The organism is Methylomonas sp. TEB, assembly GCF_047777895.1.
In the GTDB taxonomy this organism is placed as follows: Bacteria; Pseudomonadota; Gammaproteobacteria; order Methylococcales; family Methylomonadaceae; genus Methylomonas.
Genome location: NZ_CP180476.1, coordinates 3,136,277 through 3,160,622, shown reverse-complemented (window position 1 = coordinate 3,160,622; position 24,346 = coordinate 3,136,277). Strand labels below are relative to the sequence as shown.

Here is a 24,346-nt window from a genome sequence, read left to right as displayed (position 1 = left end):
CCTCGGCGAACAAACCTTATAAATTTAAACCGGTTCAGGGCCCGGCGCCGCCTGAATCCAGGTTACGCCGGGCCAAGCGGATAGCGGTTTAGCTAGGTCTTAAAGTTTCCAACCATGGAGCGTAACTGATTCGCCAGGTCAAGTAATTCGTGGCAGGCATCCGCCGTATTTTTCGCGCCAATCGAAGTCTCTTCGGATACCCGGCTGATATTGCTGATGTTGCGATTGATTTCCTCGGCTACAGCGGTTTGCTCCTCGGCCGCGCTGGCTATCTGATTATTCATATCGTTAATGGTATCGATACGTTCACTGATAGTGGTTATCGAACCTCCGGCGGATGCGGCTTGCTCTACGCTGGAGTTGGCGCGGCTTCTACCGTTTTCCATCACGGCCACGGCCTGTTTCGCGCGGTCCTGCAAGCGTTCGATGGTTTTTTGAATTTCCAAAGTGGAGTTTTGGGTGCGGCTGGCCAAGGTTCTCACTTCATCCGCTACTACCGCGAAGCCACGACCTTGCTCGCCAGCCCTCGCGGCTTCTATGGCGGCGTTCAGTGCCAGCAAATTGGTTTGCTCGGCAATACCTTGAATCACGCCTAATACCTCGCCAATACTGTTACTGTCGTTTTCCAGTTCGTGTATCACATTGGCGGCGTTTTCCACTTCAGACGCCAAGCTGTTGATGCCATGTACCGCATCTTTCACGATGTTTTTGCCTGACGACGCTTCACGGTCGGCGATTTCGGCGGCTTCCGATGCTCTAACGGCATTTTTTGCGACTTCTTGCACCGTCGATGTCATTTGCTTCATGGCATTAGCCACCAACGTGGTTTCGTGCAATTGCCGCTCAACACCGGCTTGAGTCGATTGGGTGATATTCGCAAGCTTATGGGAAGAGCTGGCCAGTTTTTCGCTGGTGGAGCTGATCTGGTCGATGGTTTTGGCTATTTTGCGCACGAAGGTATTAAAACTCGATGCAATCCAGGCAAATTCCGACTTGCCGCTCGCATCCAGGCGAGCCCGCAGGTCGCCTTCGCCACTACCGATGTCCTGCAGTTTCAAAGCCAATGCTGTCAGCGGACCGATGATGATTTTGCTCATCGTGAAGTAGCCGGTAAAACCAATGATGATCAGTGTTATGCATAAGAAGCCGATAGCGTAGAAGGTATTATTCTTCAGCTCGGCTAGCGCCACGCTAAATGGGGTGACGATCTCAAATGCACCATGCAAGTCGCCGGCGTGGCGATTTTCCATCGGATACCCCAGTAAATCTTGGCCCTTTTCGTTATTCCAGAGACTTTGCGATGTCTTGGGGTCGCCATGGCACAATTCGCATTGTTTGACTAATTTGACCGGGCGTAAATAGCGGACTTCCTGTTTTTCTTCGTCTACGTAGCTGAAGTCTTGGGCGGACGGGTTGCTTCTGAAAAACTCCAGCGCTTGACGCTCGATGTCATCCGCTGCGTTCCGGGGGTTTCGGGGGTTAAGAGACGGTGCTTTAAAACGAAAGCCGTGCTCTTTGGCTTCTGCTTCGATGACATCCCAGGCATTGGCCGTCGGTACGGTGGCGATCACCAGTTCTCTGGCTTTAGAGCTACCTTTTTGTTCGACCAATTGCATGAGTTGCTCAGGCGTGTAGATGCCGGCTTCCCATTTTTTTACGACATTGTCGCGGATTGATTCGGACAAAGTGAGTAGTTGCCGCGAGGCTTTGATTTCCCGGTCAATCAGCTTTTGTTTCTCAAAGCTTGAGTAAACAACCAAGATGGCTATGCCTAAAAGTGTTAGCACCGACATGGTGATAGAAACCACCTTTACCCCTACAGAATGCCAGTTCATCATCAACATCCGAAACTCCCCTAAAATACGCTTTAAATTTCTTGTATTAACTGTCTTTCCAGTACCGCCCTGAAGACATGCCAACCGAGTATAGCTTACAATTTAGCGTCAACTATTCTAAAAACTTAACAACTATGCGGAAAATCAAGGTTTTGTTTGTGTGTATGGGTAACATTTGTAGATCGCCCACCGCGGAAGGCGTTTTCTCTCATTTAGTGTCTACAAGAAATCTGGCGGAGCGCTTTCAAATAGACTCTGCGGGTACTCATGCCTACCATGTTGGCGATGCGCCCGATTTGCGCGCGCAAAAAGCTGCTCGCGACAGAGGGGTTGAATTGAAACATCTGCGGGCGCGCAAAGTTGTGTCCGCAGATTTCGAAGCGTTCGATCACATTCTGGTCATGGACGACGAAAATCACGCAGTACTAAAAGAAGCCTGTCCGATTGATTTGAGTCATAAAATTCGCCATTTTCTCGATTATGCACCGCACTTGAATCAACGCGAAGTGCCAGACCCTTACTACGGTGGCAGTTATGGTTTTGAGCGGGTGCTGGATATGGTCGAAGAGGCATCGGCGGGATTTTTGCAGGCATTACAACAAACGGGCGAGCTGTAATTAACGGGGTAGGAAAAAGCTCATGGCGATAATCTCGAATACGGTCAGTTACCTGGATCGCGACACGGTGCTGGAAGGTTTTTTTGCTTACGACGATGCGATTATCGGGCAGAGACCGGTGGTGTTGATCCATCATGCTTGGGGTGGGCGAGACCAGTTTGTGGCTGACAAGGCCTTCAAGTTGGCGGAATTGGGTTACTTGGCGTTCGCTACCGATATGTACGGCAAAGGCGTCCTAGGTAAGACGCCCGAACAAAACGCCAAATTGATGCAACCCTTCATACAAGATAGGGCGAAATTGCAACAGCGCTTACAAGCGGCACTATCCACAGTCAAGCTGATGCCTTGGGCCGACAACGCCAGGATTGCGGCGATAGGCTTTTGTTTTGGTGGTTTATGCGCGCTGGATTTGGCGCGGACCGGCGTGGATATGCGTGGAGTAGTGTCATTTCATGGCTTGCTCGGTGCGCCTGAAAATATCCCGAACCCCCAAATTAAGGCTAAGGTACTGGTGTTGCATGGCTATGACGACCCTATGGCCTCCGTTGAGCAAGTACTTGCCTTGCAAGACGAATTAACCAAGGCTGGTGCGGACTGGCAGTTGCATAGCTACGGGCATACGATGCACGCCTTTACCAACCCGGTGGCTAATAATCCTGATTTTGGTACCGTTTATCAGCCGGTTGCTGATCGCCGGTCTTGGCAGGCGATGCAAAACTTTTTGAGCGAGATTTTTGCCTGACGGCAGAGGGTGGCGTTTGCTATAATTGACTGCTTTATAAACCTGTTAGCCATGCTTAAATGGAATTGATGCTTCAGGCTAACCCGTCGATCGATAAGCTTTCGACTGCACTGGAACCACGGACCCATGTCAGACTTCGCTAAAGAAATTATCCCCGTCAATCTCGAAGACGAGATGAAACAATCCTACCTCGATTACGCCATGAGCGTCATCGTCGGCAGGGCACTCCCCGATGTCAGAGACGGCCTCAAGCCGGTGCACCGTCGCGTCCTTTACGCGATGAACGAGCTCGGAAACGATTGGAACAAACCCTATAAAAAATCGGCGCGTATCGTCGGTGACGTGATCGGTAAATACCACCCGCACGGCGATACGGCGGTTTACGACACCATGGTGCGGATGGCGCAGCCGTTTTCTTTGCGGTACATGTTAATTGACGGTCAAGGCAACTTCGGTTCGGTGGACGGCGATTCGCCGGCGGCGATGCGGTATACCGAAGTGCGGATGGCGAAAATTGCCCATGAATTACTCGCTGACCTGGACAAGGAAACCGTGGATTTCGTTGCCAACTACGACGAATCCGAATCCGAACCCACCGTCATGCCAACCCGGGTGCCAACCTTGTTGGTCAATGGCTCGTCGGGTATCGCGGTTGGCATGGCGACCAATATTCCGCCGCATAATCTCAGCGAGATTATCAGCGCTTGTCTGGCCTTGATCGAAAATCCCGATCTGACTATTCCGGAATTGATGCAAATCGTGCCCGGACCGGATTTTCCGACCGCTGGCATTATTAACGGCGCTTCAGGTATCTTCGAGGCTTATGCCACCGGTCGTGGCCGGATTTACCTGCGTGGCCGCAGCCATTTTGAAGACATCGGCGATAGTGGTCGCCAGGCGATCATCACCACCGAATTGCCGTATCAGGTCAACAAAGCCCGCTTGTTGGAAAAAATCGCCGAACTGGTCAAGGAAGGCAAGCTGGATGGCATATCCGGTTTGCGCGACGAGTCTGACAAGGATGGCATGCGCATGGTCATCGAACTACGGCGCGGCGAAGTACCGGATGTGGTACTGAATAATCTGTACAAGCAAACCCAAATGCAGACCGTGTTTGGGATCAATATGGTCGCGCTGTACGACGGTCGGCCGCATTTGATGGGTCTGAAAGACATTCTCTTAGCGTTTGTAGACCACCGGCGGGAGATCGTCACCCGCAGAACCATTTATAACCTGCGCAAGGCACGGGAGAGGGCGCATATTCTGGAAGGTTTGGCGGTTGCATTGGCTAATATCGACGAGATGATTGAGCTGATCAAATCCTCGCCCAGCCCGCAAGAAGCCAAAGTGGGTTTGCTGGCACAAACCTGGAATGCCGGTTTGGTCGCGGCCTTGCTGGATAGAGCCGATGCGGATCGTTCGCGGCCGGACGATTTATCTATCGAATTTGGCTTGGTAGACGGCTCTTACCGCTTATCCGAAAATCAGGCGCAGGCTATTTTGGATTTGCGTCTGCATCGCTTAACCGGCTTGGAACAAGAAAAAATCGTCAACGAATACAAGCAACTACTGGAACTGATCGACGAATATCTGCATATTCTCGGTAGCGATGTGCGTTTGATGGAAGTGATCCGCGAAGAGCTGGAAGAGATCAAAACTCAATACGGCGATGCCCGCCGCACCGAAATCGTCCAGGATTATTCCAATCTGTCTGCCGAGGATCTGATCACCGAAGAAGATATGGTGGTAACGATGTCGCACGAGGGTTACGTAAAAACCCAACCGCTCAGCGATTACAAAGCCCAGCGTCGCGGTGGCCGCGGTAAGTCGGCAACAGCGACTAAGGAAAACGATTTCGTCGAAAAACTAATCATCGCTAATACTCACGATACGATTTTGTGTTTCTCGTCCGCGGGTAAAGTCTATTGGCTGCGGGTGTTTAATCTGCCGGTCGCCAGCCGGGCATCCCGCGGCAAACCGTTTGTGAATCTGTTGCCGCTGGAAGAGGGCGAGAAGATCAATGCGATGTTGCCGGTCCGTGAATATAGCGCGGATAAATACATTTTCATGGCCACATCATCGGGTACCGTGAAGAAAACCCCGTTGCCCGAGTTCGAACGCCAGCGCAGTAACGGCAAAATCGCTATCGATCTAAACGAAAACGACACTTTAGTGGGCGTGGCGATTACCGACGGGCAGCAAAACGTGTTGTTGTTCAGCAGTGATGGCAAGGCCGTGTGCTTCAACGAAACCGATGTGCGCTCCATGGGCAGGACCGCTACCGGCGTACGCGGTATCCGTCTGCAGGAAGGCCAAAAAGTCATATCCTTAATCATCGCCAGCGAAGGCACGGTGTTGAATATCACCGAAAACGGTTACGGCAAACGCACTAAGCTGGAAGAGTTTACCCAGCATAGGCGCGGCGGACAGGGCTTAATCGCGATTCAAACCTCCGAGAGGAATGGTGCGGTAGTCGGCGCGGTATTGGTTAACGATACTGACGAGATCATGTTGATCACCGACGGCGGTACGCTGGTGCGGACGCGGGTTAAGGAAATTTCCGTCGTCGGCAGAAATACTCAAGGTGTTACCGTCATTCGTCTGGATAAGGGCGAAAGAGTCGTTGGTGTTGATCGTATCGATGGTCTGGGCGATGAAGACGATGTGGACGGCGATATTGACGAAAACGATGTTGATGTGGTGGAAACAGACAGCGCCGAACAAGGCGGAGAAGAGGAGTAACGATGGCAAGGATTTACAACTTTAGCGCCGGTCCGTCCATGTTGCCGGAATCGGTACTGCTGCAAGCTCAACAAGAGATGTTGAATTGGCAAGATAGCGGCATGTCGGTGATGGAAATGAGCCACCGCGGTAAGCATTTCATGGCCATCGCCGAAGCGATGAAAAACGATTTGATCGAACTGCTCGGTATTCCTGCTAATTACAAAGTGCTGTTCCTGCAAGGCGGTGCCAGCGCGCAGTTCGCGATGATTCCGCAGAATATTCTCAACGGCAAAACCAAGGCCAGTTACGTGAACACCGGCGCCTGGTCTACCAGTGCCATCAAAGAAGCCGGTAAATATTGCGAAGTACAGCTTGCTGCCACCTCGGAAGCCGAAAAATTTACTACTATTCCAGCGTTCGATACCTGGAATATCGATAAAGACGCCGCTTATCTGCACTACACCTCTAACGAAACCATTCACGGCGTGGAATTTTCCGAAGTTCCCGACGCAGGGGATTTGCCCTTAGTGTGCGATATGTCTTCGAACATTTTGTCGCGTCCGGTCGATGTCAGTCGCTATGGCATTATTTATGCCGGGACACAAAAAAACATGGGGCCATCCGGCGTGACCGTAGTCATCGTGCGCGACGATTTGGTCGGCTTGGCGCCGAAAACCGTGCCGGCGGTGTTCGACTATCAGCAACAGGCAAAAGCAGACTCCATGTTGAACACGCCTGCCACTTATAACTGGTATCTGTTGGGTTTGGTACTGCAATGGTTGAAACAGCAAGGCGGTATCGCAGCCATTGAGCAGCATAATATCCGTAAAGCCGGCAAGCTTTACCAAGCTATCGATGAATCAAGTCTTTATAGCAATCCAGTGGTGAAAGACTACCGCTCCCGAATGAACGTGCCTTTCGTGTTGGCTGACGCGGCGCTGGATAAAGAGTTTTTGGTGTTGGCTGAGAAAAACGGCCTTAGCACGCTCGCAGGCCACCGTTCGGTCGGCGGTATGCGCGCCAGTATTTACAACGCCATGCCGGAAGCCGGGGTCGACGCTTTGATCGATTTCATGGTCGAGTTCGAACGTACTCACTAAACAATCCAAAATGACGGCGATTATTCCTTTATCGGAGCTGCGCGAACGAATCGACGCGATTGATCAGCAAATATTGCAGTTGATCAATCGGCGGGCGGAGTGTGCTATTGAAGTAGCCAGAACCAAAATGGCCGAAGGCGAAACCGGCAGTTTTTACCGCGCCGATCGCGAAGCTCAGGTGTTGCGCAAAATCAAGGAGCTGAATCCTGGTCCATTGAGTGACGATGCTTCGGTGCATTTGTTCCGGGAATTGATGTCGGCTTGTTTGGCTTTGGAAAAACCCTTGGAAGTGGCGTTTTTGGGGCCGGTTGGCACCTTTACCCAGCAAGCAACCTTCAAACATTTCGGTCACGCCGTGAAGGGTATTCCGGTGGCGACAATACCGGAGATTTTTTTGGCGGTGGAAACCGGTCATTGTCAATTCGGCGTGGTGCCTGTGGAAAATTCCACAGAAGGCGTAATAGCGCATACGCTGGACCGTTTTATGACCACGTCCTTGCAAATTTGCGGCGAAGTCGAAATCCGGGTGCATCAAAACCTACTCGGTAAAATGGACACGTTGGCGGCGATTAACGAAGTCTATTCCCATCAACAATCCTTGGCGCAGTGTCGGCAATGGCTGAATAGCTATTTGCCTGGCGTGCCATGCACGGCGGTCAGCAGTAATGCCGAAGCCGCCAGGCTGGCGTCTTTGGACCACAATAAAGCGGCGATAGCCGGTCTGATGGCCGCCGAATTGTATGAGTTGAACATCATCGAGCAACACATTGAGGATGAATCCAACAATACCACGCGCTTTATCGTCATCGGCAAACAGCAACCGGCATCCACCGGGCTCGATAAAACCTCCATTTTGGTGTCCACCGGCAATCAAGCCGGCGCCTTGCATAAGATTTTGGGGCCGTTTGCCGAATACGGCATCAGCATGGCGCATATCGAGTCCAGGCCATCGCGGCAGGGCTTGTGGGAATACGTGTTTTTTATCGATATCGATGGTCATCGCGACGATCCCGATGTCGCCAAAGCTCTGGAAACCCTGCAAAACAACGTCAAAATGTTGAAAATCCTCGGCTCTTATCCAAAAGCCGTCATTTAATCTTTAATTCGATGAACAAATTTTTAGAACTTGCTACTGCCGGCGTTCAACAGCTGGTGCCTTATGTGCCCGGTAAACCGGTGGATGAATTGCAGCGCGAGCTGGGTATCGCAGAAGTCATCAAGCTGGCTTCCAACGAAAATCCATTGGGCACCGGCGCCAAAGTCGCGGCGGCTATTCAAGCAACCTTGCCCGAATTAACCCGTTATCCCGACGGCAGCGGTTTTACATTGAAAGCCGAATTGTCGGCCAAATTAAATGTGGCGCCCGAGCAAATTACCCTGGGTAACGGTTCCAGCGAGATTCTGGAATTGGTGATGCGGACTTTCGTTACGCCGGAACTGGAAGTAGTGTTTTCCCAGCACGCATTCGCGTTATATCCAATTCTGACGCAAGCCGTCGGCGCCAAAGCCAAAGTGGTGCCGGCTAAAAATTACGGGCATGATTTGGCGGCAATGCGGGCGCAAGTCGGTCCAAAAACCCGAGTCGTGTTTATTGCCAATCCCAACAATCCAACCGGTACTTTGCTGAATAAAAACGAACTGGAAAGCTTTATCGCTGATTTGCCAGCGCATGTGCTGTGCGTCTTAGACGAGGCTTATTACGAGTTTGTCGATCCTGCCGTGCGAACCGAATCGTTGGCTTGGCCGAATCGTTATCCGAATCTGATTATTGCCCGCACGTTCTCCAAGGCCTACGGCTTGGCGGGGTTGCGTATCGGTTACGGGATTTCCTCCCCTGACATCGCCGATCTGTTGAACAGAGTGCGCCAACCTTTCAATTGCAGCATGCTGGCATTAGCCGCAGCGGAAGCCGCGCTGGGGGACACAGATTACCTGAATCAGACCGTGGCTCTTAACAACGCCGGTATGACGCAACTGACTGATGTTTTTAAGGAATTGGATTTACCCTGGATTCCCTCGTCCGGCAATTTCGTTTCCGTGGATGTGAAACAACCGGCTTTGCCGATTTACGAGGCCTTGCTGCGCAAGGGCGTAATCGTAAGGCCGGTTGCCAATTACGAAATGCCTAACCACCTGCGTGTCAGTATCGGCACGGAACGTGAAAACGCCATATTCATAAAAGCGTTGCGCGAGGTGCTGAGCGGTGTTTAACCGCCTGTGCATCATCGGCATCGGTTTGATCGGCGGTTCTATTGCCAGGGCCGCGCGCGCCCAAGGCTTATGTCGTGAAGTCGTTGCCTACGGCCGCGAGAAAAATCTGCCGAATATGCAATTGGCGAAGCAACTCGGTGTCATCGACCAGTTTTACACCGACATAGCTGCGGCATTGCAAAATACCGATTGCGTAATCGTCGCCACGCCGGTCGGTAGCATGAAGGCTATTTTCGAACAAATTAAACCGCACTGGAACTCGAATGCTATTTACAGCGATGCAGGCAGCACCAAGGGCAGCGTGGTTTCCGCATTGGCGGAAGTTTTCGGTACCGTACCCAGCAATTTTGTGCCTGCGCACCCGATTGCCGGCGCCGAGCGCAGCGGTGTGGATGCTTCGACCGTCGATTTGTTTGTCAATCGCCGCCTGATCCTGACGCCGCTAGAAGGCACCGATAAGCTGGCGCTGGCGAAAATCCATACATTTTGGGAAAAGATCGGCTCCAGCGTTTCGGTGATGTCGGTAGAACACCATGATACCGTGCTGGCTGCCACTAGCCACTTGCCGCATATCCTAGCCTTTGCCTTGGTTGGTTTGTTGGGGCGCAAGGACGAACAGCGCGAGATATTCAAATATGCCGCCGGCGGTTTCAGGGATTTCAGTCGCATCGCCTCCAGCGACCCGACCATGTGGCAGGACATCTGTCTGGCCAATAAGCAGGAAATCGTGCCCTTGATTCGCCAGTTTCAAGCGGAATTAAGCAAAATAGAACAATTGCTGGTTGAGGATAAGTCTGCGCAATTGTTCGAAACCTTTACGTATGCCAGAAATGCCCGGCAGCGTTTTCTCGATCAACAAGAAGACTAAGAAGATTAACATGTCACAAACCATTACTTTTCAAGTACAGCCGGGCGGCAGTTTGCGCGGCGAAATCCGTGTGCCGGGTGATAAGTCCATGTCGCACCGTTCGATTATGCTGGGTTCACTGGCGGAAGGTGTCACCCACGTCACCGGTTTTTTAAACGCGGAAGATGCCATTTCTACCTTGGAAGCTTTCCGGGCCATGGGTGTAAAAATCGAAGGGCCGGTCAATGGCGAAGTGACGATACACGGCGTTGGCAAGCACGGTTTGCAAGCGCCGGAGAAACCTTTGTATTTGGGCAACTCCGGTACTTCAATGCGACTGCTGAGTGGTCTGTTGGCAGGTCAGCCGTTCGATGTGGTGTTGACTGGCGATAAGTCGCTGGAATCGCGGCCGATGAAGCGCGTCACCGTGCCGTTGGCGCTGATGGGCGCCGAGATTGTTACCCAGGAAAACGGCACCGCGCCGCTGCATATCAAAGGCAAGGCCGGAAAATTGCAAGGCATTCATTACGATATGCCTATCGCCAGCGCTCAGGTCAAATCCTGTTTGCTGTTGGCGGGCATGTATGCCGAAGGTGAAACCAGCGTCACCGAACCAGCGCCGACCCGCGACCATACCGAGCGGATGTTGAACGGATTTGGTTATCCAGTCATCCGCGAAGGCAGCACAGCCCGTATTACCAATCAAGGCAAATTGACTGCCGCGCGCATTGATGTACCCAGCGATATTTCCTCGGCGGCGTTCTTTCTGGTCGGTGCCAGTATCGCCCCGGATTCCGATGTGACTTTGCGTCACGTAGGGATCAACCCAACCCGCACCGGTATCATCGATATTTTGCGTTTAATGGGGGCGAATATCGAAGTATTGAACGAGAGAGAAGTCGGCGGTGAACCCGTAGCCGATTTGCGTGTGCGTTCGGCACAGTTGAAAGGCATCAACATCCCCGAGCATTTGGTGCCGCTGGCCATCGACGAGTTTCCAGTCTTGTTCGTGGCCGCTGCTTGTGCGGAAGGTCAAACCGTATTGACTGGCGCCGAAGAATTAAGGGTCAAGGAATCCGACCGTATTCAAGTGATGGCTGACGGTTTGCAAATTCTCGGTGTCGATGCGCAGCCCACCAAGGACGGCATGGTGATTAACGGCGGCGGGCATATTGGTACTGGCGAAGTGGAATCGCATGGCGATCACCGCATTGCTATGTCGTTTTCGATTGCCGGCTTGCGGGCGAGTGGTCAGATCACGATCAATGACTGTGCGAATGTGAATACATCGTTTCCGGAATTCCGCGATTTGGCCACCAAACTGGGTTTGGCATTAACGAGTTTTTAAGATGCAAGTACCCGTATTGACGATAGATGGTCCCAGTGGCGCAGGTAAAGGCACGGTCAGCCGCGCCGTCGCGAAACTTTTGGGTTGGAATTATCTGGATAGCGGCTCGATTTATCGCTCGTTAGCTGTTGCGGTTTTAAAATCGGGTCTTGAGTTATCGGACGTAACCGCTATTTGCCGAGTCGCTGAAGCCATGTCGTTAGAATTCGATTGCGGCGACGAGTTGATCGTTAAGCTTGATGGCATCGACATTACCAGTCAATTGGGCACCGAAACCACCGGCAATACTGCGTCCGTGATTGCCGCGTATCCGGAAGTAAGGGCAGTGTTATTGCAAAAACAAAAGGATTTTCAAAGACTTCCAGGCTTGGTCGCCGATGGTCGAGACATGGGTAGCGTCGTATTTCAGGACGCCAAAATCAAGGTTTATTTAACCGCCAGCGCGGAGGAAAGGGCGCTTAGGCGATATAAACAGTTGATTGAAAAGGGAATTGATGCTAACCTTGCTCAAATCACTCGGGAAATAGAAGAACGCGATTTTCGCGATCAGCAGCGAGCTACGGCTCCGCTCACCGTGCCGGAAGGTGCGCATTACATCGATTCATCCAGTTTGACTATTCAGCAAGTGATTGATCAGGTGGTAAATTTAGTCAATTCAGACTAGTGGTGGTTACCGAATTGTTATCGGTGGCTTTATTTTAATTTCAGAGAAGAGAAAGCTTGCTTGAGTCTTAGCAAGTTTGGGAAAGTAGAGATGGGCGAAAGCTTTGCAGAGTTGTTTGAAGAGAGTTATGCCAAGACGGAAATGCGTCCTGGCGCAATGCTAATTGGTACCGTTGTTGATATCGAAAACGAATTTGTTATCGTCAGCACGCAAGCCAAATCAGAAGGGGTCATTCCTAAATGGCAATTTCTGAATGCCGACGGCGACCTTGAGGTCAATGTAGGCGACGAAATTGAGGTAGCTCTCGATTTATTCGAAGATGGCCTGGGCGCCACTCTTCTTTCCCGTGATAAAGCCAAGAAAAGTAAAGCTTGGGCAGAACTGGAAAAAGCCTTTGAAACGCAAGAAACCATTGTCGGCCGTATCAACGGCAAAGTACGTGGCGGTTTCACTGTTGCGGTCGGTGCGTTGCGCGCCTTCTTGCCAGGCTCTCTGGTAGACGTTCGTCCTATCCGCGATACCGCTTTCCTGGAAAACCGCGATCTGGAATTTAAAGTCATCAAAATCGACCAAAAACGTAACAACGTTGTGTTGTCACGTCGTGCGGTCGTCGAAAGTGAATACAGCGCAGAACGCGAAGAGTTGGTTAAAACGCTGCAAGACGGCGCGATTGTTACCGGTATCGTTAAAAACCTCACCGATTACGGTGCGTTTATCGATCTGGGCGGCGTCGACGGTCTGCTGCACATTACCGATATGGCATGGCGCCGTGTACGTCACCCATCCGAGTGCGTAGAGATCGGTCAGGAAGTTAAAGTTAAAGTCCTGAAATTCGACAAAGACAAAACCCGCGTCTCGTTGGGCATGAAACAAATGGATGAAGATCCATGGCAAAACATCGCTCGTCGTTACCCAGCCGGCACTCGCGTGTTCGGTAAGGTCAACAACCTGACCGACTACGGCTGCTTTGTGGAAATCGAAGAAGGCGTCGAAGGCTTGGTACACGTTTCCGAAATGGACTGGACCAACAAAAACGTTAATCCGTCTAAAGTTGTTCAATTGGGCGACGAAGTTGAAGTTATGGTTCTGGAAATCGACGAAGAACGTCGTCGTATTTCACTGGGCATGAAACAATGCCGTTCCAACCCTTGGGATGAATTTGCCGCCACGCACAACAAAGGCGACAAAATCTCCGGCAAAATTAAATCCATCACTGATTTCGGTATCTTCATCGGTCTGGATGGTGGCATCGACGGCCTGGTTCACATGTCCGATATTTCCTGGAACGAGAACGACGAAGAAGCGATTCGCAATTACAAAAAAGGTGACGAAGTTGAAACCGTTATCTTGGCTGTTGATTCCGAGCGCGAACGTATCTCCTTGGGTATCAAACAACTCGAGCAAGATCCTTTCCAAAACTACATTGCTGTGCATGAAAAAGGCAGCTTAGTTAAAGGCGTCATCAAGGAAATCGATGCTAAAGGTGCAGTGGTGACCTTGGCCGATAACGTTGAAGGCTATCTGCGCGCTTCCGAAATCCAACGTGACCGCGTCGAAGATGCGCGTACTTTGTTGAAAGAAGGCGAAGAAATCGAAGCTAAATTTGTCGGTGTTGACAAAAAGACTAAATCTATTTCTTTGTCTATCAAAGCGAAAGATGTCGAAGAAGAGTCTAATGCTATTAAAGATTACTCGTCACAAAATGCTGGCACAGCCACATTAGGCGATATCTTTAAACAAATGGACAAGTAGTAAAACCATCTCCAAGGGTGGCATGACTAGCTCATGCCACCCTTTTTTGATTATTCAGGGCTGGATGTGACGAAATCAGAATTGATAGAGATGCTGGCACGAAAACAGCCTCATCTCGCGCTTAAAGATGTTGAATTGGCAGTTAGATGCGTTGTTGATCACTTGAGCGATACGTTGGCAAGTGGCGATAGGATAGAAATTAGAGGTTTTGGCAGTTTTTCGTTACACCATCGTTCTGCACGACTGGGACGTAACCCCAAGACCGGCGATTCAGTGTCCTTAACAGAAAAGCATGTGCCGCATTTTAAACCGGGAAAGGAGTTACGGGATATGGTTGATGCTTCCAAGGAAAAATACAAAATCGTCGATTGACGATAGCTTGTAAACCAACAATAGCGACGCCCTCCCATGTTAGGGATGGTGTTGTACTTTAGATGATTTTCTAGTGGCGGCAGTGTCCGCCGCTTAAAATTTTTGCCCCATTGCTAAATAGACCCTTAATACAGGATCTAGCTAGAATTTAATCAGGCCGGTAGCCCGTGAGCTTATTTGATCATTATTACAGCTATGATCCTGGCTATGGCTACAGTCTCGACGATCTGTTAAGTGTTCCCGCACCGCAAGAGCCTGCCGATTTCTGTCGGTTTTGGCGGGATAAATATCAAAAAGCCTTAGCGGTCTCTCCGCAATTTTCTCTGAATTACCAATGCCAGCGCGCGGGCTACCGGGTTTATGACATAAGCTACCAGTCTACCGATGATTTTCAGATAGCCGGCTGGCTACTTGAGCCGGATGCCCAACCCATTACCCGGAGCATAGTGGTCGGCCATGGTTATGGCGGCAGAGAGCAACCCGATTTTCATCTGAACATACCGGGTGCCGCCTTGCTTTTTCCTTGTTTTCGCGGCATATCTCGCAGCCGCTGCGAGCGTTTGCCGGAACAACCCAATCAACATGTCGTGCAAGGCATTGATGATCCTGATCATTACGTGATCGGCGGATGTGTAGAAGATCTCTGGCTGGCTGTAACCGTTTTGGCCGAACGTTATCCAGCAAGCGTGGATAAGATCGGCTACATGGGCATTAGCTTTGGTGGCGGAATCGGAGCGCTGGCCGCGCCCTGGGACGCCAGGATCAAGCGAGTTCACTTGAATGTGCCCACCTTCGGCAACCAACCTTTGCGTTTAAGCTTGCCTACCAGCGGCAGTGCCGCGGCTTTGAAAGCGTATAGTCAATCTCACCATAATGTTTTTGACACATTAGCCTACTATGATGCCGCGGTTTCCGCGCGTTATGCATTACAGCCCTTGCATGTCGCCGCCGCGTTATTCGATCCGGTTGTAGCCCCTCCCGGACAATTTGCAATCTACAACGCTTGGGCCGCGGACAAACATTTGTTTATATTGGATGCGGGGCATTTTGATTATCCGCGCCAACATGATCAGGAGCGGCAGTTGATTGCGGAGCTGCAAAATTTTTTTGGGGAATCGTCGCTTTAGATTATGAATCGCGAATATCACCACTGGTACAGCCCGCGCTTGGGTCGCGACATGGAGTTCCTGGTTTTCGGTCACGCCGGGGCCAAAGTACTGATTTTTCCTACTCGCGACGGTCGTTTTTATGAGTACGAGAACCTCGGCATTGTCGAGCGGTTACGCAATAAAATTGAAGCGGGACACATACAACTGTACTGTGTTGACAGCATTGATCATGAAACTTTTTACTGCTTTTGGCGCAAGCCGAAAGACCGTATTCAGCGGCACATGTTTTTCGAAGACTACATACTGAACGAAATCATGCCGTTCATGGCCTTGAAAAATCCACACCCCTGCGTCATCGCGCACGGCTGTAGTTTAGGCGGTTATCATGCGGCCAATATTGCTTTCCGTCACCCGCATTTGTTCAGAAAATTAGTAGCCTTCTCCGGTCGTTTCGATTTGACGCTGGAAGTAGAGTGTTTCAAAAACCTGTTCGACGGCTACTATGACGATCATGTCTATTTCCACACGCCAACGCATTTTTTACCCAACCTGAATTGCCAAGCGCAATTAAAGCATTTGCAGGAAATGGAAATTACTTTGGTGATCGGTAAGGAAGATCCGTTCTTGCAGAACAATCACGAGTTAAGTCACATATTAGCGGCCAAGGGTATTCCTCATGCCTTATACGAATGGGAAGGGCGCGCGCATCAAGGCCACTACTGGCGCAGAATGGCCCCGCTGTATATCTGACAGACTCTATTTCTGCTTGGTGAAATAAAGCGCGCTACTGCTCTAGTGTGTTCCCAGCGTCGAAGGATTGTTTTGCATCAAGCGCCGGCGGTGCGATGGTTCGACCTTGCATCAATTCATCTATCTGATATTTATCCAATGTTTCCCAGTCTAATAGGGCTTGCGCCATATTATGCAGAATATCGATATTTTCCTTCAGCAGGGTTTCGGCTCTAAGATAATTATTGTCGACAATTAACCTGATCTCCCGATCAATCAAGCGCGCCATGTGTTCCGACATGGGTTTGGCTTGCGGTCCCAAGTAGCTGCCTTCGTTATCGCCGTAGTCCAGCGGCCCCAGGTTGTCGGATAGCCCCCATTTGGTGACCATATTACGGGCCAATTGGGTGGCGCGTTGGATGTCGTTGCTCGCGCCGGTGGTGACTTTATTCTTACCGTAAACCAGTGCTTCCGCGGCTCGGCCGCCGAACAGGCTGGAGATTTGGCCTTCCAATTTGTCCTTGCTGGCGCTGTATGCATCGCGCTCCGGCAAAAACATGGTAATGCCGAGCGCGCCGCCGCGCGGCATGATACTGACTTTGTAAACCGGATCGTGCTCGGGTACCAAACGGCCGACTATGGCGTGTCCGGCTTCGTGGTAGGCGGTCATCAGCAGGTCTTCGCGGCTCATGATCATCGTCCGCTTTTCCGCGCCCATGATGGTTTTGTCGCGAGCCTTATCCAGGTCGTTCATCGTAATTTCCCGCTGATTGTTGCGGGCGGCGAACAATGCGCCTTCGTTGATCAGATTAGCCAATTCGGCGCCGGAAAAGCCCGGTGTGCCGCGCGCCAAATCATTCAAATTGACGTCATCGGCCAAGGGTACTCGGCTGGAATGTACCCTGAGAATTTGTTCGCGGCCTTTGATGTCCGGCAGGCTGACTTGCACTTGCCGGTCGAATCGTCCGGGGCGTAGCAAGGCTTTATCCAATACGTCGATGCGGTTGGTGGCGGCGATGACGATTATGCCTTCGTTGCCGCTAAATCCGTCCATTTCCACTAATAATTGATTCAGCGTTTGTTCGCGTTCTTCCGTGCCGCCCATATTGCCAGGGCTGCGCTGCCGGCCGACCGCGTCGATTTCGTCGATAAAAATGATGCACGGGGCCTGCTTTTTGGCTTGCACGAATAGATCGCGTACTCTGGATGCGCCAACGCCGACAAACATTTCCACGAAGTCGGAGCCGGAAATCGAGAAGAAAGGTACACCGGCTTCGCCGGCAATCGCGCGGGCCAGCAAGGTTTTACCCGTGCCGGGAGGGCCGACCATTAGCACGCCTCTGGGGATTTTACCGCCCAGGGCCTCGTATTTACCGGGTGCTTTCAGGAAATCGACCAATTCAGCGACGTCCTGCTTGGCCTCCTCAACGCCGGCAACGTCGCTGAAACGGATTTTTACCTGATTCTCTGTCATCAACTTGGCGCGGCTTTTACCGAAATTGTTTTGCGCGCCGGCGCCTAGCAGTTGTTTGCGCATGAAATAAATCAATACGCCAATCAGCAAAAAGGTCGGCGCCCAGGAGTAAAACACCTGCATGAATGTCGATTGGGTTAACGGTCTTTGCACGATGATCTTCACACCGTTCTGCAATAGATCGTCTATCACAGTGATGTCACCAGGGCTATATGCGGTAAAACGTGTGCCGTCATGCCTCAGACCGTTGATGGCTCTGCCGTCGATCACCACTTCGGCTACCATTTTGCCGCGCACATCCTGGATGAAGTTGGAATAAGGAATATCGCCTTGCGATTTGTAGGTGGCCGGGGCAGGATTAAAAATGACAAATGCCGCGATGGCGATGCCGACCATTAGCAACAATAAGAATAAAATTTTTTTCATGGTTGTGTTCTCTATGTTCTGCGGAGCGATTCTGGCTTGGGTGCCAAAACCGCCCGGATTCAAGCTAAGAGATCATGATTCGTCTACAGTCAGCGCTAAATTAGCCAAATGCTGTAAGGCCTCGCGATAGGCGGATTCCGCGTCGGCTCTGACCGTTGCATGCGCGACTTTTCGGCCCTTGCGCGGCGTTTTATCGTACAGATGCAAATGCGCGTTGGGAATGTTTAGCAGTGTCGCGTCGTCGGCCAAGCCGCCGATGAAATTTACCATGCCAGCGTAACCGCGCGGTTTGGTTGAGCCGAGTGGTAAATCCAGAATAGCCCGCAAGTGGTTTTCGAATTGGCTGGTTTCCGCGCCTTCTATGGTCCAATGTCCGGAGTTATGCACGCGCGGTGCGAATTCATTGGCTAGGAGTTCGCCGTTCAGATCGAACAACTCCAGAGCAATGACGCCGACGTAATCCAGTTTTTCCAGCAACAGACTGACGTAATTTTCGGCAATCGCTTGTTCGGGGTCGTTAGCACAGCATTCGGCAACGCGCAAAATGCCACCGCGATGCTGATTTTCAGACAATGGATAGTAAGCGATTTCGCCGGATGGGCTGCGAGCGGCGATAATAGATACTTCGCGTTGAAACGGCACGAAACCTTCGACGATGGAGGCGGCGCCTTGCATGCTTTGCCAGGCGGATTCTAGTTCGTCGGCCGATTTTATAACCACTTGGCCCTTGCCGTCATAGCCCATGCGCCGGCTTTTCAGAATAGCCGGGTAGCCGATTTCAGGCATGGCTTGTTGCAAGTCTGCCAAGCTATTGATGGCCGCGAACGGTGCGGTGCGGATGCCTAAATCCTTGAAGAAATTCTTTTCCAGCAGACGGTCCTGAGCGACAGCCAATGCACCGGCGGGCGGGTAGACTGTGGTGTGACTGGACAGGAATTCGGCGACATGCGCCGGCACGTTTTCGAATTCGTAAGTGACGATGTCGGCTTTTTCGGCTAGTTGAGCCAACAAATCCGGATCGTCGTAAGCGCCTAACAGATGCTCGCTTAAACCGGCAGCACCGGCATTGGGATCGGGATCTAGGACGATAAACTGTAAGCCCAGCGGATAACCAGCCAATGCGATCATTCTGGCGAGCTGGCCGCCACCCAAAATGCCAATTTTCATCCTGTCACCTGTCTTGGATCAGGGGTGGCGATCACGCTGTCGGTTTGTTGTTGCCGATAAGCATCGAGAGCAGGGCGGTATTGCGGATGTTTATTGCTGATGATCGCGGTGGCCAATAATGCGGCATTGATGGCGCCAGCCTTGCCGATAGCCAAGGTGCCTACCGGAATGCCGGCGGGCATTTGCACGATGGATAACAAAGAATCCATACCGTTCAATGCCTTGGATTGCACAGGTACGCCCAGCACCGGCAATGCGGTTTTAGCGGCAGTCATGCCCGGCAAATGCGCGGCACCGCCGGCGCCGGCGATAATCACTTCCAAACCTTTGCTTTCCGCGGTTTCCGCATACTTAAACAACTTGTCGGGGGTGCGATGGGCCGAAACCACTTCCACTTCATGCGGAATATCAAGATGTTCTAGGGTTTGCGCTGCATGTTGCATGGTTTCCCAATCGGATGTGGAACCCATGATGATGCCTATTAATGCGGTCATGCAAAATCTCCGGTATTTGCGATCAGTCGAAACAAGCCCGATTATCGCATAAATGGGGAGATTTTCTCTGTCGGCAAATTACTAACTCCGGCTGCCTTGATGATAAGATAGCGCCCCTCATAACAGATCAACCCCAGGATGGATGAATGGAAAGCTCGCAACACGCTTCGCTGCAAGCCAGTGAATTATCGTGTTTCCGCGATGAGCGCTTGTTGTTTTCTGATTTGAATTTCACGTTGCACGCTGGCGAGACCTTGCTGTTGGAAGGCGCCAACGGCAGCGGCAAGACCTCGTTGTTGCGCATTCTGTGCGGATTTAGGGAAGCCGATGCCGGCGAGATTTATTGGTGCGGCAGTAAAATTGCCGACAGCAGCTATTACGAAGACATGGCTTATGTCGGTCATGCCGACGGCACAAAAAAGGAATTGACGGTGTTGGAAAATCTGAAATTTGCGCTGGCACTAGGTATTGCGGGCAAATATGACATTGACCAAGCCTTGGACAAGGTGCAATTGGCCGGTTTTGATGATAATCCGGTGCATACCTTGTCGGCCGGCCAAAAGCGCCGGCTATCGCTGGCTCGGTTATTGATCACGCATAACTTGCTGTGGATACTCGACGAACCTTTTACCTCGCTGGATAGGCAAGGCATCAAATTGATAGAATCGCTGATGGCCGAGCACATCGAGCACGGTGGCATGGCGGTTTTGACCTCCCATCACGATCTGAGCATGGCCGATCTCAATCTGCAACGCATCCATCTGCAAGCATGCCAATAATCCGGGCTTTTTGGGCGATCATTCGCCGCGATTTGTTGTTGGCGTTTCGGCGCCGCGCCGAAATGGCCAATCCGCTGTTTTTTTTCGTGCTGGTAGTAACCTTGTTCCCGCTGGCGGTCGGCGCGCAACCCAATCTGCTGCGGGCGATGGCGCCGGGCGTGATATGGGTGTCCGCTTTGTTGGCGGCCTTGTTGTCGCTGGATGGTTTGTTTCGTAGCGATTTCGAGGACGGTTCGCTAGAGCAAATGCTGCTCAGTCCGCATGCCTTATCGGTATTGGTGTTGGGCAAGATCATCGCCCACTGGCTGGTCACCGGCCTGCCATTGTTGCTGGTGGCGCCTCTGCTGGCGGTGTTTTTAGGCTTGCCCGAGCAGGCGATGGGAACTTTGTGGCTGACATTGATCTTAGCTACGCCGCTGCTGAGCCTGATCGGCGCCATCGGCGTGGCATTGACGGTCGGTTTGCGCCGGGGCGGCATGTTGTTGTCCTTATTGGTATTGCCATTGTATGTACCGGTGTTGATCTTTGCTAGTGGCGCTGTCGATAGGGCCGCCAGCGGCTTGCCGGTAGGCGCCCAACTATATATCTTATTGGCCATGTTGTTGTCGGCACTGGTATTGGTGCCGCTGCCGACAGCGGCCGCGTTAAAAATGAGTGTTAATTGATGTCTTGGATACCTGCGCCGGTTAGCCGGTTTTTTCACCGTACTTCGTCGCCGCCGCATTTTTACGCATTGGCGGATCGGTTTATTCCCTGGTTGACGATTATCTTTTTGATTTTGTTGGTTTCCGGCCTGTATCTGGGCTTGTATCGGGCTCCGACCGATTATCAGCAGGGCGACAGTTACCGGATCATTTATATTCATGTGCCGGCGGCCTGGATGTCTTTGTTCATTTATGTGTTGATGGCGGTTATGGGCGGGATTGCGCTGGTCTGGCGCATGAAACTGGCCGAGGTGATGTTGATCGCCAGCGCGCCGATCGGTGCCGGTTTTACCTTTGTGGCCTTGGTGACCGGTTCCTTGTGGGGCAAACCGATGTGGGGCACTTGGTGGGTTTGGGATGCGCGCTTGACCTTTGAGTTGATCCTGTTGTTTCAGTATCTGGGGGTGATCAGTTTGTACGGCGCCATTGAGGATAAACGCTCGGCGGCGCGGGCGGTGTCAATATTGGCGCTGGTGGGTGTCGTCAACGTACCCATCATTCATTATTCGGTGGAATGGTGGAACACACTGCATCAAGGCCCGACCGTCAGCAAGATGGATAAGCCCTCCATTCACCTCAGCATGCTGGTGCCGCTGTTGCTGATGGCAGTGGCCTTCAAATTTTATTATTTGATCGCGGTATTGCAGGCCGCAAAACTGGAGTTATTAAAGCGCGAAACCAGCTCGCAATGGGTGAAAGCGCTGCTGGAGAAACAAGCATGAGCTGGGAAAGCTTTTTATACATGGGCGGTTACGCCGTCTACGTCTGGCCGGCTTACGGCGTGACCGCGCTGGTATTGATCGTCAACATCGTTTGGCCGGTGCTGCAACGCAAGCAGTTACTGCGGCAACTCACCATTAAACAAAAACGCACGCAAGCACGATGAAACCGATACGAAAACAGCGTTTGATATTGATCGTTTTAATGTTGGCGGTGCTGGGATTGGCCGCAACTTTTGCGCTAAAAGCCTTTAACGAAAATCTGATGTATTTTTTCTCGACCAGCGATGTGTCGTCCGGCAAGGCGCCAGCCAATTCGCAGTTTCGCTTGGGTGGCATGGTCGTCAAAGGCAGCGTGGAGCGGCCCAACGCCGATTTATTGGTGCGCTTTAAACTCAGCGATTTCGAAAAGGAAGTGACGGTGGAATATTCGGGCATCTTGCCGGATTTGTTCAGGGAAGGGCAGGGCATCGTCGCCAAGGGGGCGCTGGATGGCCGTGGCGTGTTCGTGGCGGAAGAAGTGCTGGCCAAACATGATGAAAACTATATGCCGCCGGAAGTGGCCGGCAGCCTGAAAAAACCGGCGGCGCAACCATGATCCCGGAAATCGGCCATTTCGCGTTAATCCTGGCCTTGTGCATGGCAATTGTGCAAGGCATCTTGCCTATTTTCGGCGCCGGAAAGTCTATTACCGGTTGGGTGCATGTTGCCAAACCCGCCGCGTTCGGGCAATTGCTGTTCATGAGCGTGGCTTACGGCTGTTTGACTGCCAGCTTCATCAGCCACGATTTTTCGGTGGCCTACGTGGCGCAAAACTCCAATACCGCGTTGCCGTTGATCTACTTGATTTCCGGGGTATGGGGTGCGCATGAAGGTTCCTTGTTACTTTGGGCCCTGACCTTGTCGATCTGGACCGCGCTGGTCGCGGCATTCAGTGCGCATATCCCCGATGCCACCCGCGCTAGAGTTTTGGGTGTAATGGGCTTGGTCAGCATCGGTTTTATCCTGTTTTTGTTGCTGACTTCCAACCCTTTCGAGAGATTGTTTCCGTTTCCGGCCGAAGGCCGCGATTTAAACCCCTTATTGCAAGATCCCGGTTTGGCGATCCATCCGCCGATGCTATACATGGGCTATGTCGGCTTCTCGGTGGCATTCGCGTTTTCGATAGCCGCGTTGCTGGAAGGCCGCTTGGACGCGGCCTGGGCGCGCTGGTCGCGGCCCTGGACCAATATCGCCTGGATGTTTTTGACCATGGGCATCACCTTGGGCAGTTGGTGGGCGTATTACGAACTGGGCTGGGGCGGCTGGTGGTTCTGGGATCCAGTGGAAAACGCTTCGTTCATGCCCTGGTTGGTTGGTACCGCTTTAATTCACTCTCTAGCCGCCACCGAAAAACGGGGCGTGTTCAAGACTTGGACCGTATTGCTGGCGATTTTCGCGTTTTCCTTGAGCTTGCTCGGTACCTTCCTGGTCCGCTCCGGGGTGTTGACCTCGGTACACGCCTTTGCCAGCGATCCGGCCCGTGGTTTATTTATCCTGATATTCCTGGCCGTGGTAGTCGGCGGTTCGTTGCTGTTGTATGCGATTCGTGCGCCGCAAGTTAAAAGCCATGCCCGTTTCGAATTGGTTTCCAAGGAATCGGTACTTCTAGTGAATAACGTGTTGCTGGTCGTCACCGCCGCCAGCATCTTGCTGGGTACTTTGTATCCCTTGGTGGTCGATGCTTTGGGCTTGGGAAAATTGTCGGTTGGTCCTCCGTATTTCAATGCCGTATTCATTCCGCTGATGGCGCCCTTGGCCTTGGTGGTTGGTTTGGGCGTGTTGATGCGCTGGAAAAGCGACGACTTGAAAGTCTTAGGCTCACGGGTACGCTGGCTGATTGCCGCTTCTATCGGCTTGGCGTTACTGACGCCGCTGTTAATGCCGTTTTATTCCTGGGGCGCGGCCTTGGGTACCGGCCTAGCTTTATGGACTTTGGCGATCACCGGCTTGGCGTTCAAACAACGCCTGCAAAGCTGGTCAATCGAGCGCCTGAAACAAATTCCGGCTGGCTTTTACGGCATGACCTTGGCGCATTTCGGCATCGCGGTGTTCGTGATCGGGATTACCTTTACCTCGGTATACAGCATCGAGCGCGACGTGCGCTTGGCGCCGGAAGAAACCCTGGATTTGTTCGGTTACGTATTCCAATTTCATGGCGTGAAAAGCACCGAAGGGCCGAATTACCGCGCCGAGCAAGGCTATCTGACTGTCAGCCATAACGGTGCCACCGTTGCTGAGTTATCGCCGCAAAAGCGGGTGTACCGGGTGCAAACCATGCCGATGACCGAAGCCGCTATCGATGCCGGCGTGTTCCGCGATTTGTTCGTGGCCTTGGGTGAGCCTTTGGATAAACAAGGCGCCTGGAGCTTGCGGGTTTACTACAAAGCCTTCATTCGCTGGATCTGGATGGGCGGGGTGTTCATGGCCTTGGGCGGCCTGATTGCCGCCAGCGACCGCCGCTATCGTTTGCTTAACAAGCCTCTCGCGTAAA

General features: G+C 52.0%; 23 protein-coding genes. 19 read left to right on the top strand and 4 right to left on the bottom strand.

Annotation, left to right across the window (positions count from 1 at the left end; all coding sequences use genetic code 11):
- Positions 1-92 precede the first annotated feature (92 nt).
- Positions 93-1,844: a methyl-accepting chemotaxis protein gene (locus ACMXD4_RS14150; RefSeq protein ID WP_033158087.1), complete on the bottom strand. Its 1,752-nt coding sequence runs from the start codon at positions 1,842-1,844 to the stop codon at positions 93-95.
- A 125-nt stretch (positions 1,845-1,969) separates the two neighbouring features.
- Here ACMXD4_RS14150 and ACMXD4_RS14145 point away from each other — a divergent pair, with 125 nt between their 5' ends.
- The 13 genes from ACMXD4_RS14145 to ACMXD4_RS14085 all read left to right on the top strand — a co-directional run bounded on the left by ACMXD4_RS14145 (position 1,970) and on the right by ACMXD4_RS14085 (position 16,071).
- The gene (locus ACMXD4_RS14145; RefSeq protein ID WP_205454040.1) at positions 1,970-2,452 is read left to right on the top strand and encodes a low molecular weight protein-tyrosine-phosphatase; all 483 of its coding nucleotides are present in this window, start codon (positions 1,970-1,972) and stop codon (positions 2,450-2,452) included.
- A 22-nt stretch (positions 2,453-2,474) separates the two neighbouring features.
- Positions 2,475-3,194, top strand: coding sequence for a dienelactone hydrolase family protein (locus ACMXD4_RS14140; RefSeq protein WP_415878513.1), 720 nt, complete (start codon positions 2,475-2,477; stop codon positions 3,192-3,194).
- A gap of 126 nt (positions 3,195-3,320) precedes the next feature.
- A complete protein-coding gene (gene gyrA / locus ACMXD4_RS14135) occupies positions 3,321-5,936 on the top strand; it encodes a DNA gyrase subunit A (protein WP_415878512.1) in 2,616 nt (871 codons plus the stop codon).
- A gap of 2 nt (positions 5,937-5,938) precedes the next feature.
- Positions 5,939-7,018: a 3-phosphoserine/phosphohydroxythreonine transaminase gene (gene serC, locus ACMXD4_RS14130; RefSeq protein ID WP_415878511.1), complete on the top strand. Its 1,080-nt coding sequence runs from the start codon at positions 5,939-5,941 to the stop codon at positions 7,016-7,018.
- 10 nt (positions 7,019-7,028) lie between these two features.
- The gene (pheA, locus tag ACMXD4_RS14125; protein WP_033158082.1) at positions 7,029-8,114 is read left to right on the top strand and encodes a prephenate dehydratase; all 1,086 of its coding nucleotides are present in this window, start codon (positions 7,029-7,031) and stop codon (positions 8,112-8,114) included.
- Between the two features lie 11 nt (positions 8,115-8,125).
- A complete protein-coding gene (gene hisC / locus ACMXD4_RS14120) occupies positions 8,126-9,229 on the top strand; it encodes a histidinol-phosphate transaminase (RefSeq protein WP_033158081.1) in 1,104 nt (367 codons plus the stop codon).
- On the top strand, positions 9,222-10,097 hold the full coding sequence (locus ACMXD4_RS14115; protein WP_033158080.1) for a prephenate dehydrogenase: 876 nt from the start codon (positions 9,222-9,224) through the stop codon (positions 10,095-10,097). The genes hisC and ACMXD4_RS14115 overlap by 8 nt, the downstream gene beginning before the upstream one ends.
- Positions 10,098-10,107: 10 nt before the next feature.
- Positions 10,108-11,424 carry a 3-phosphoshikimate 1-carboxyvinyltransferase gene (gene aroA, locus ACMXD4_RS14110; protein ID WP_171694941.1) on the top strand — a complete coding sequence of 439 codons (1,317 nt, stop codon included), beginning with the start codon at positions 10,108-10,110 and terminating at the stop codon, positions 11,422-11,424.
- 1 nt (position 11,425) lies between these two features.
- Positions 11,426-12,088 carry a (d)CMP kinase gene (gene cmk / locus ACMXD4_RS14105; protein WP_171694942.1) on the top strand — a complete coding sequence of 221 codons (663 nt, stop codon included), beginning with the start codon at positions 11,426-11,428 and terminating at the stop codon, positions 12,086-12,088.
- Positions 12,089-12,178: 90 nt separating this feature from the next.
- Positions 12,179-13,840 (top strand): 30S ribosomal protein S1, encoded by a 1,662-nt coding sequence (rpsA, locus tag ACMXD4_RS14100; protein ID WP_033158077.1) that lies wholly within the window; start codon positions 12,179-12,181, stop codon positions 13,838-13,840.
- A 66-nt stretch (positions 13,841-13,906) separates the two neighbouring features.
- Positions 13,907-14,212 carry an integration host factor subunit beta gene (locus tag ACMXD4_RS14095; protein WP_415880832.1) on the top strand — a complete coding sequence of 102 codons (306 nt, stop codon included), beginning with the start codon at positions 13,907-13,909 and terminating at the stop codon, positions 14,210-14,212.
- Between the two features lie 167 nt (positions 14,213-14,379).
- A complete protein-coding gene (locus tag ACMXD4_RS14090; RefSeq protein WP_415878510.1) occupies positions 14,380-15,339 on the top strand; it encodes an acetylxylan esterase in 960 nt (319 codons plus the stop codon).
- Positions 15,340-15,342: 3 nt separating this feature from the next.
- Positions 15,343-16,071, top strand: a complete 729-nt coding sequence (locus tag ACMXD4_RS14085) for an esterase family protein (protein ID WP_171694944.1) — start codon at positions 15,343-15,345, stop codon at positions 16,069-16,071.
- Positions 16,072-16,105: 34 nt separating this feature from the next.
- On the opposite strand, the gene ftsH is transcribed toward ACMXD4_RS14085, so the two are convergent.
- The 3 genes from ftsH to purE all read right to left on the bottom strand — a co-directional run bounded on the left by ftsH (position 16,106) and on the right by purE (position 19,611).
- Positions 16,106-17,950 (bottom strand): ATP-dependent zinc metalloprotease FtsH, encoded by a 1,845-nt coding sequence (ftsH, locus tag ACMXD4_RS14080; protein ID WP_415878509.1) that lies wholly within the window; start codon positions 17,948-17,950, stop codon positions 16,106-16,108.
- A gap of 72 nt (positions 17,951-18,022) precedes the next feature.
- Positions 18,023-19,117 carry a 5-(carboxyamino)imidazole ribonucleotide synthase gene (locus tag ACMXD4_RS14075; protein ID WP_415878508.1) on the bottom strand — a complete coding sequence of 365 codons (1,095 nt, stop codon included), beginning with the start codon at positions 19,115-19,117 and terminating at the stop codon, positions 18,023-18,025.
- Positions 19,114-19,611, bottom strand: a complete 498-nt coding sequence (purE, locus tag ACMXD4_RS14070; RefSeq protein WP_415878507.1) for a 5-(carboxyamino)imidazole ribonucleotide mutase — start codon at positions 19,609-19,611, stop codon at positions 19,114-19,116. The genes ACMXD4_RS14075 and purE overlap by 4 nt, the downstream gene beginning before the upstream one ends.
- A 146-nt stretch (positions 19,612-19,757) precedes the next feature.
- Between purE and ccmA the strand changes: the two genes are divergently transcribed.
- Genes ccmA through ACMXD4_RS14040 form a run of 6 tightly spaced genes read left to right on the top strand, consistent with a single transcriptional unit; the run spans position 19,758 to position 24,345 of the window.
- On the top strand, positions 19,758-20,390 hold the full coding sequence (gene ccmA, locus ACMXD4_RS14065) for a cytochrome c biogenesis heme-transporting ATPase CcmA (RefSeq protein ID WP_415878506.1): 633 nt from the start codon (positions 19,758-19,760) through the stop codon (positions 20,388-20,390).
- Positions 20,381-21,055, top strand: a complete 675-nt coding sequence (gene ccmB / locus ACMXD4_RS14060; RefSeq protein ID WP_415878505.1) for a heme exporter protein CcmB — start codon at positions 20,381-20,383, stop codon at positions 21,053-21,055. Before ccmA ends, ccmB begins: the two co-directional genes overlap by 10 nt.
- Positions 21,055-21,816 carry a heme ABC transporter permease gene (locus ACMXD4_RS14055; protein WP_033158070.1) on the top strand — a complete coding sequence of 254 codons (762 nt, stop codon included), beginning with the start codon at positions 21,055-21,057 and terminating at the stop codon, positions 21,814-21,816. Before ccmB ends, ACMXD4_RS14055 begins: the two co-directional genes overlap by 1 nt.
- On the top strand, positions 21,813-21,980 hold the full coding sequence (gene ccmD, locus ACMXD4_RS14050; RefSeq protein ID WP_033158069.1) for a heme exporter protein CcmD: 168 nt from the start codon (positions 21,813-21,815) through the stop codon (positions 21,978-21,980). The genes ACMXD4_RS14055 and ccmD overlap by 4 nt, the downstream gene beginning before the upstream one ends.
- Positions 21,977-22,411, top strand: coding sequence for a cytochrome c maturation protein CcmE (gene ccmE, locus ACMXD4_RS14045; RefSeq protein WP_415878504.1), 435 nt, complete (start codon positions 21,977-21,979; stop codon positions 22,409-22,411). The genes ccmD and ccmE overlap by 4 nt, the downstream gene beginning before the upstream one ends.
- Positions 22,408-24,345: a heme lyase CcmF/NrfE family subunit gene (locus ACMXD4_RS14040; protein WP_415878503.1), complete on the top strand. Its 1,938-nt coding sequence runs from the start codon at positions 22,408-22,410 to the stop codon at positions 24,343-24,345. Before ccmE ends, ACMXD4_RS14040 begins: the two co-directional genes overlap by 4 nt.
- Position 24,346: the final 1 nt, after the last annotated feature.

What these genes read in the sequence shown, in the direction of transcription:
- ACMXD4_RS14150 (WP_033158087.1), bottom strand. Translation starts at nt 1,844, where the DNA reads ATGTTGATGATGAACTGGCATTCTGTAGGGGTAAAGGTGGTTTCTATC.
- ACMXD4_RS14145 (WP_205454040.1), top strand. Translation starts at nt 1,970, where the DNA reads ATGCGGAAAATCAAGGTTTTGTTTGTGTGTATGGGTAACATTTGTAGA.
- ACMXD4_RS14140 (WP_415878513.1), top strand. Translation starts at nt 2,475, where the DNA reads ATGGCGATAATCTCGAATACGGTCAGTTACCTGGATCGCGACACGGTG.
- gyrA (WP_415878512.1), top strand. Translation starts at nt 3,321, where the DNA reads ATGTCAGACTTCGCTAAAGAAATTATCCCCGTCAATCTCGAAGACGAG.
- serC (WP_415878511.1), top strand. Translation starts at nt 5,939, where the DNA reads ATGGCAAGGATTTACAACTTTAGCGCCGGTCCGTCCATGTTGCCGGAA.
- pheA (WP_033158082.1), top strand. Translation starts at nt 7,029, where the DNA reads ATGACGGCGATTATTCCTTTATCGGAGCTGCGCGAACGAATCGACGCG.
- hisC (WP_033158081.1), top strand. Translation starts at nt 8,126, where the DNA reads ATGAACAAATTTTTAGAACTTGCTACTGCCGGCGTTCAACAGCTGGTG.
- aroA (WP_171694941.1), top strand. Translation starts at nt 10,108, where the DNA reads ATGTCACAAACCATTACTTTTCAAGTACAGCCGGGCGGCAGTTTGCGC.
- cmk (WP_171694942.1), top strand. Translation starts at nt 11,426, where the DNA reads ATGCAAGTACCCGTATTGACGATAGATGGTCCCAGTGGCGCAGGTAAA.
- rpsA (WP_033158077.1), top strand. Translation starts at nt 12,179, where the DNA reads ATGGGCGAAAGCTTTGCAGAGTTGTTTGAAGAGAGTTATGCCAAGACG.
- ACMXD4_RS14085 (WP_171694944.1), top strand. Translation starts at nt 15,343, where the DNA reads ATGAATCGCGAATATCACCACTGGTACAGCCCGCGCTTGGGTCGCGAC.
- ftsH (WP_415878509.1), bottom strand. Translation starts at nt 17,950, where the DNA reads ATGAAAAAAATTTTATTCTTATTGTTGCTAATGGTCGGCATCGCCATC.
- ACMXD4_RS14075 (WP_415878508.1), bottom strand. Translation starts at nt 19,117, where the DNA reads ATGAAAATTGGCATTTTGGGTGGCGGCCAGCTCGCCAGAATGATCGCA.
- purE (WP_415878507.1), bottom strand. Translation starts at nt 19,611, where the DNA reads ATGACCGCATTAATAGGCATCATCATGGGTTCCACATCCGATTGGGAA.
- ccmA (WP_415878506.1), top strand. Translation starts at nt 19,758, where the DNA reads ATGGAAAGCTCGCAACACGCTTCGCTGCAAGCCAGTGAATTATCGTGT.
- ccmB (WP_415878505.1), top strand. Translation starts at nt 20,381, where the DNA reads ATGCCAATAATCCGGGCTTTTTGGGCGATCATTCGCCGCGATTTGTTG.
- ACMXD4_RS14055 (WP_033158070.1), top strand. Translation starts at nt 21,055, where the DNA reads ATGTCTTGGATACCTGCGCCGGTTAGCCGGTTTTTTCACCGTACTTCG.
- ccmD (WP_033158069.1), top strand. Translation starts at nt 21,813, where the DNA reads ATGAGCTGGGAAAGCTTTTTATACATGGGCGGTTACGCCGTCTACGTC.
- ccmE (WP_415878504.1), top strand. Translation starts at nt 21,977, where the DNA reads ATGAAACCGATACGAAAACAGCGTTTGATATTGATCGTTTTAATGTTG.
- ACMXD4_RS14040 (WP_415878503.1), top strand. Translation starts at nt 22,408, where the DNA reads ATGATCCCGGAAATCGGCCATTTCGCGTTAATCCTGGCCTTGTGCATG.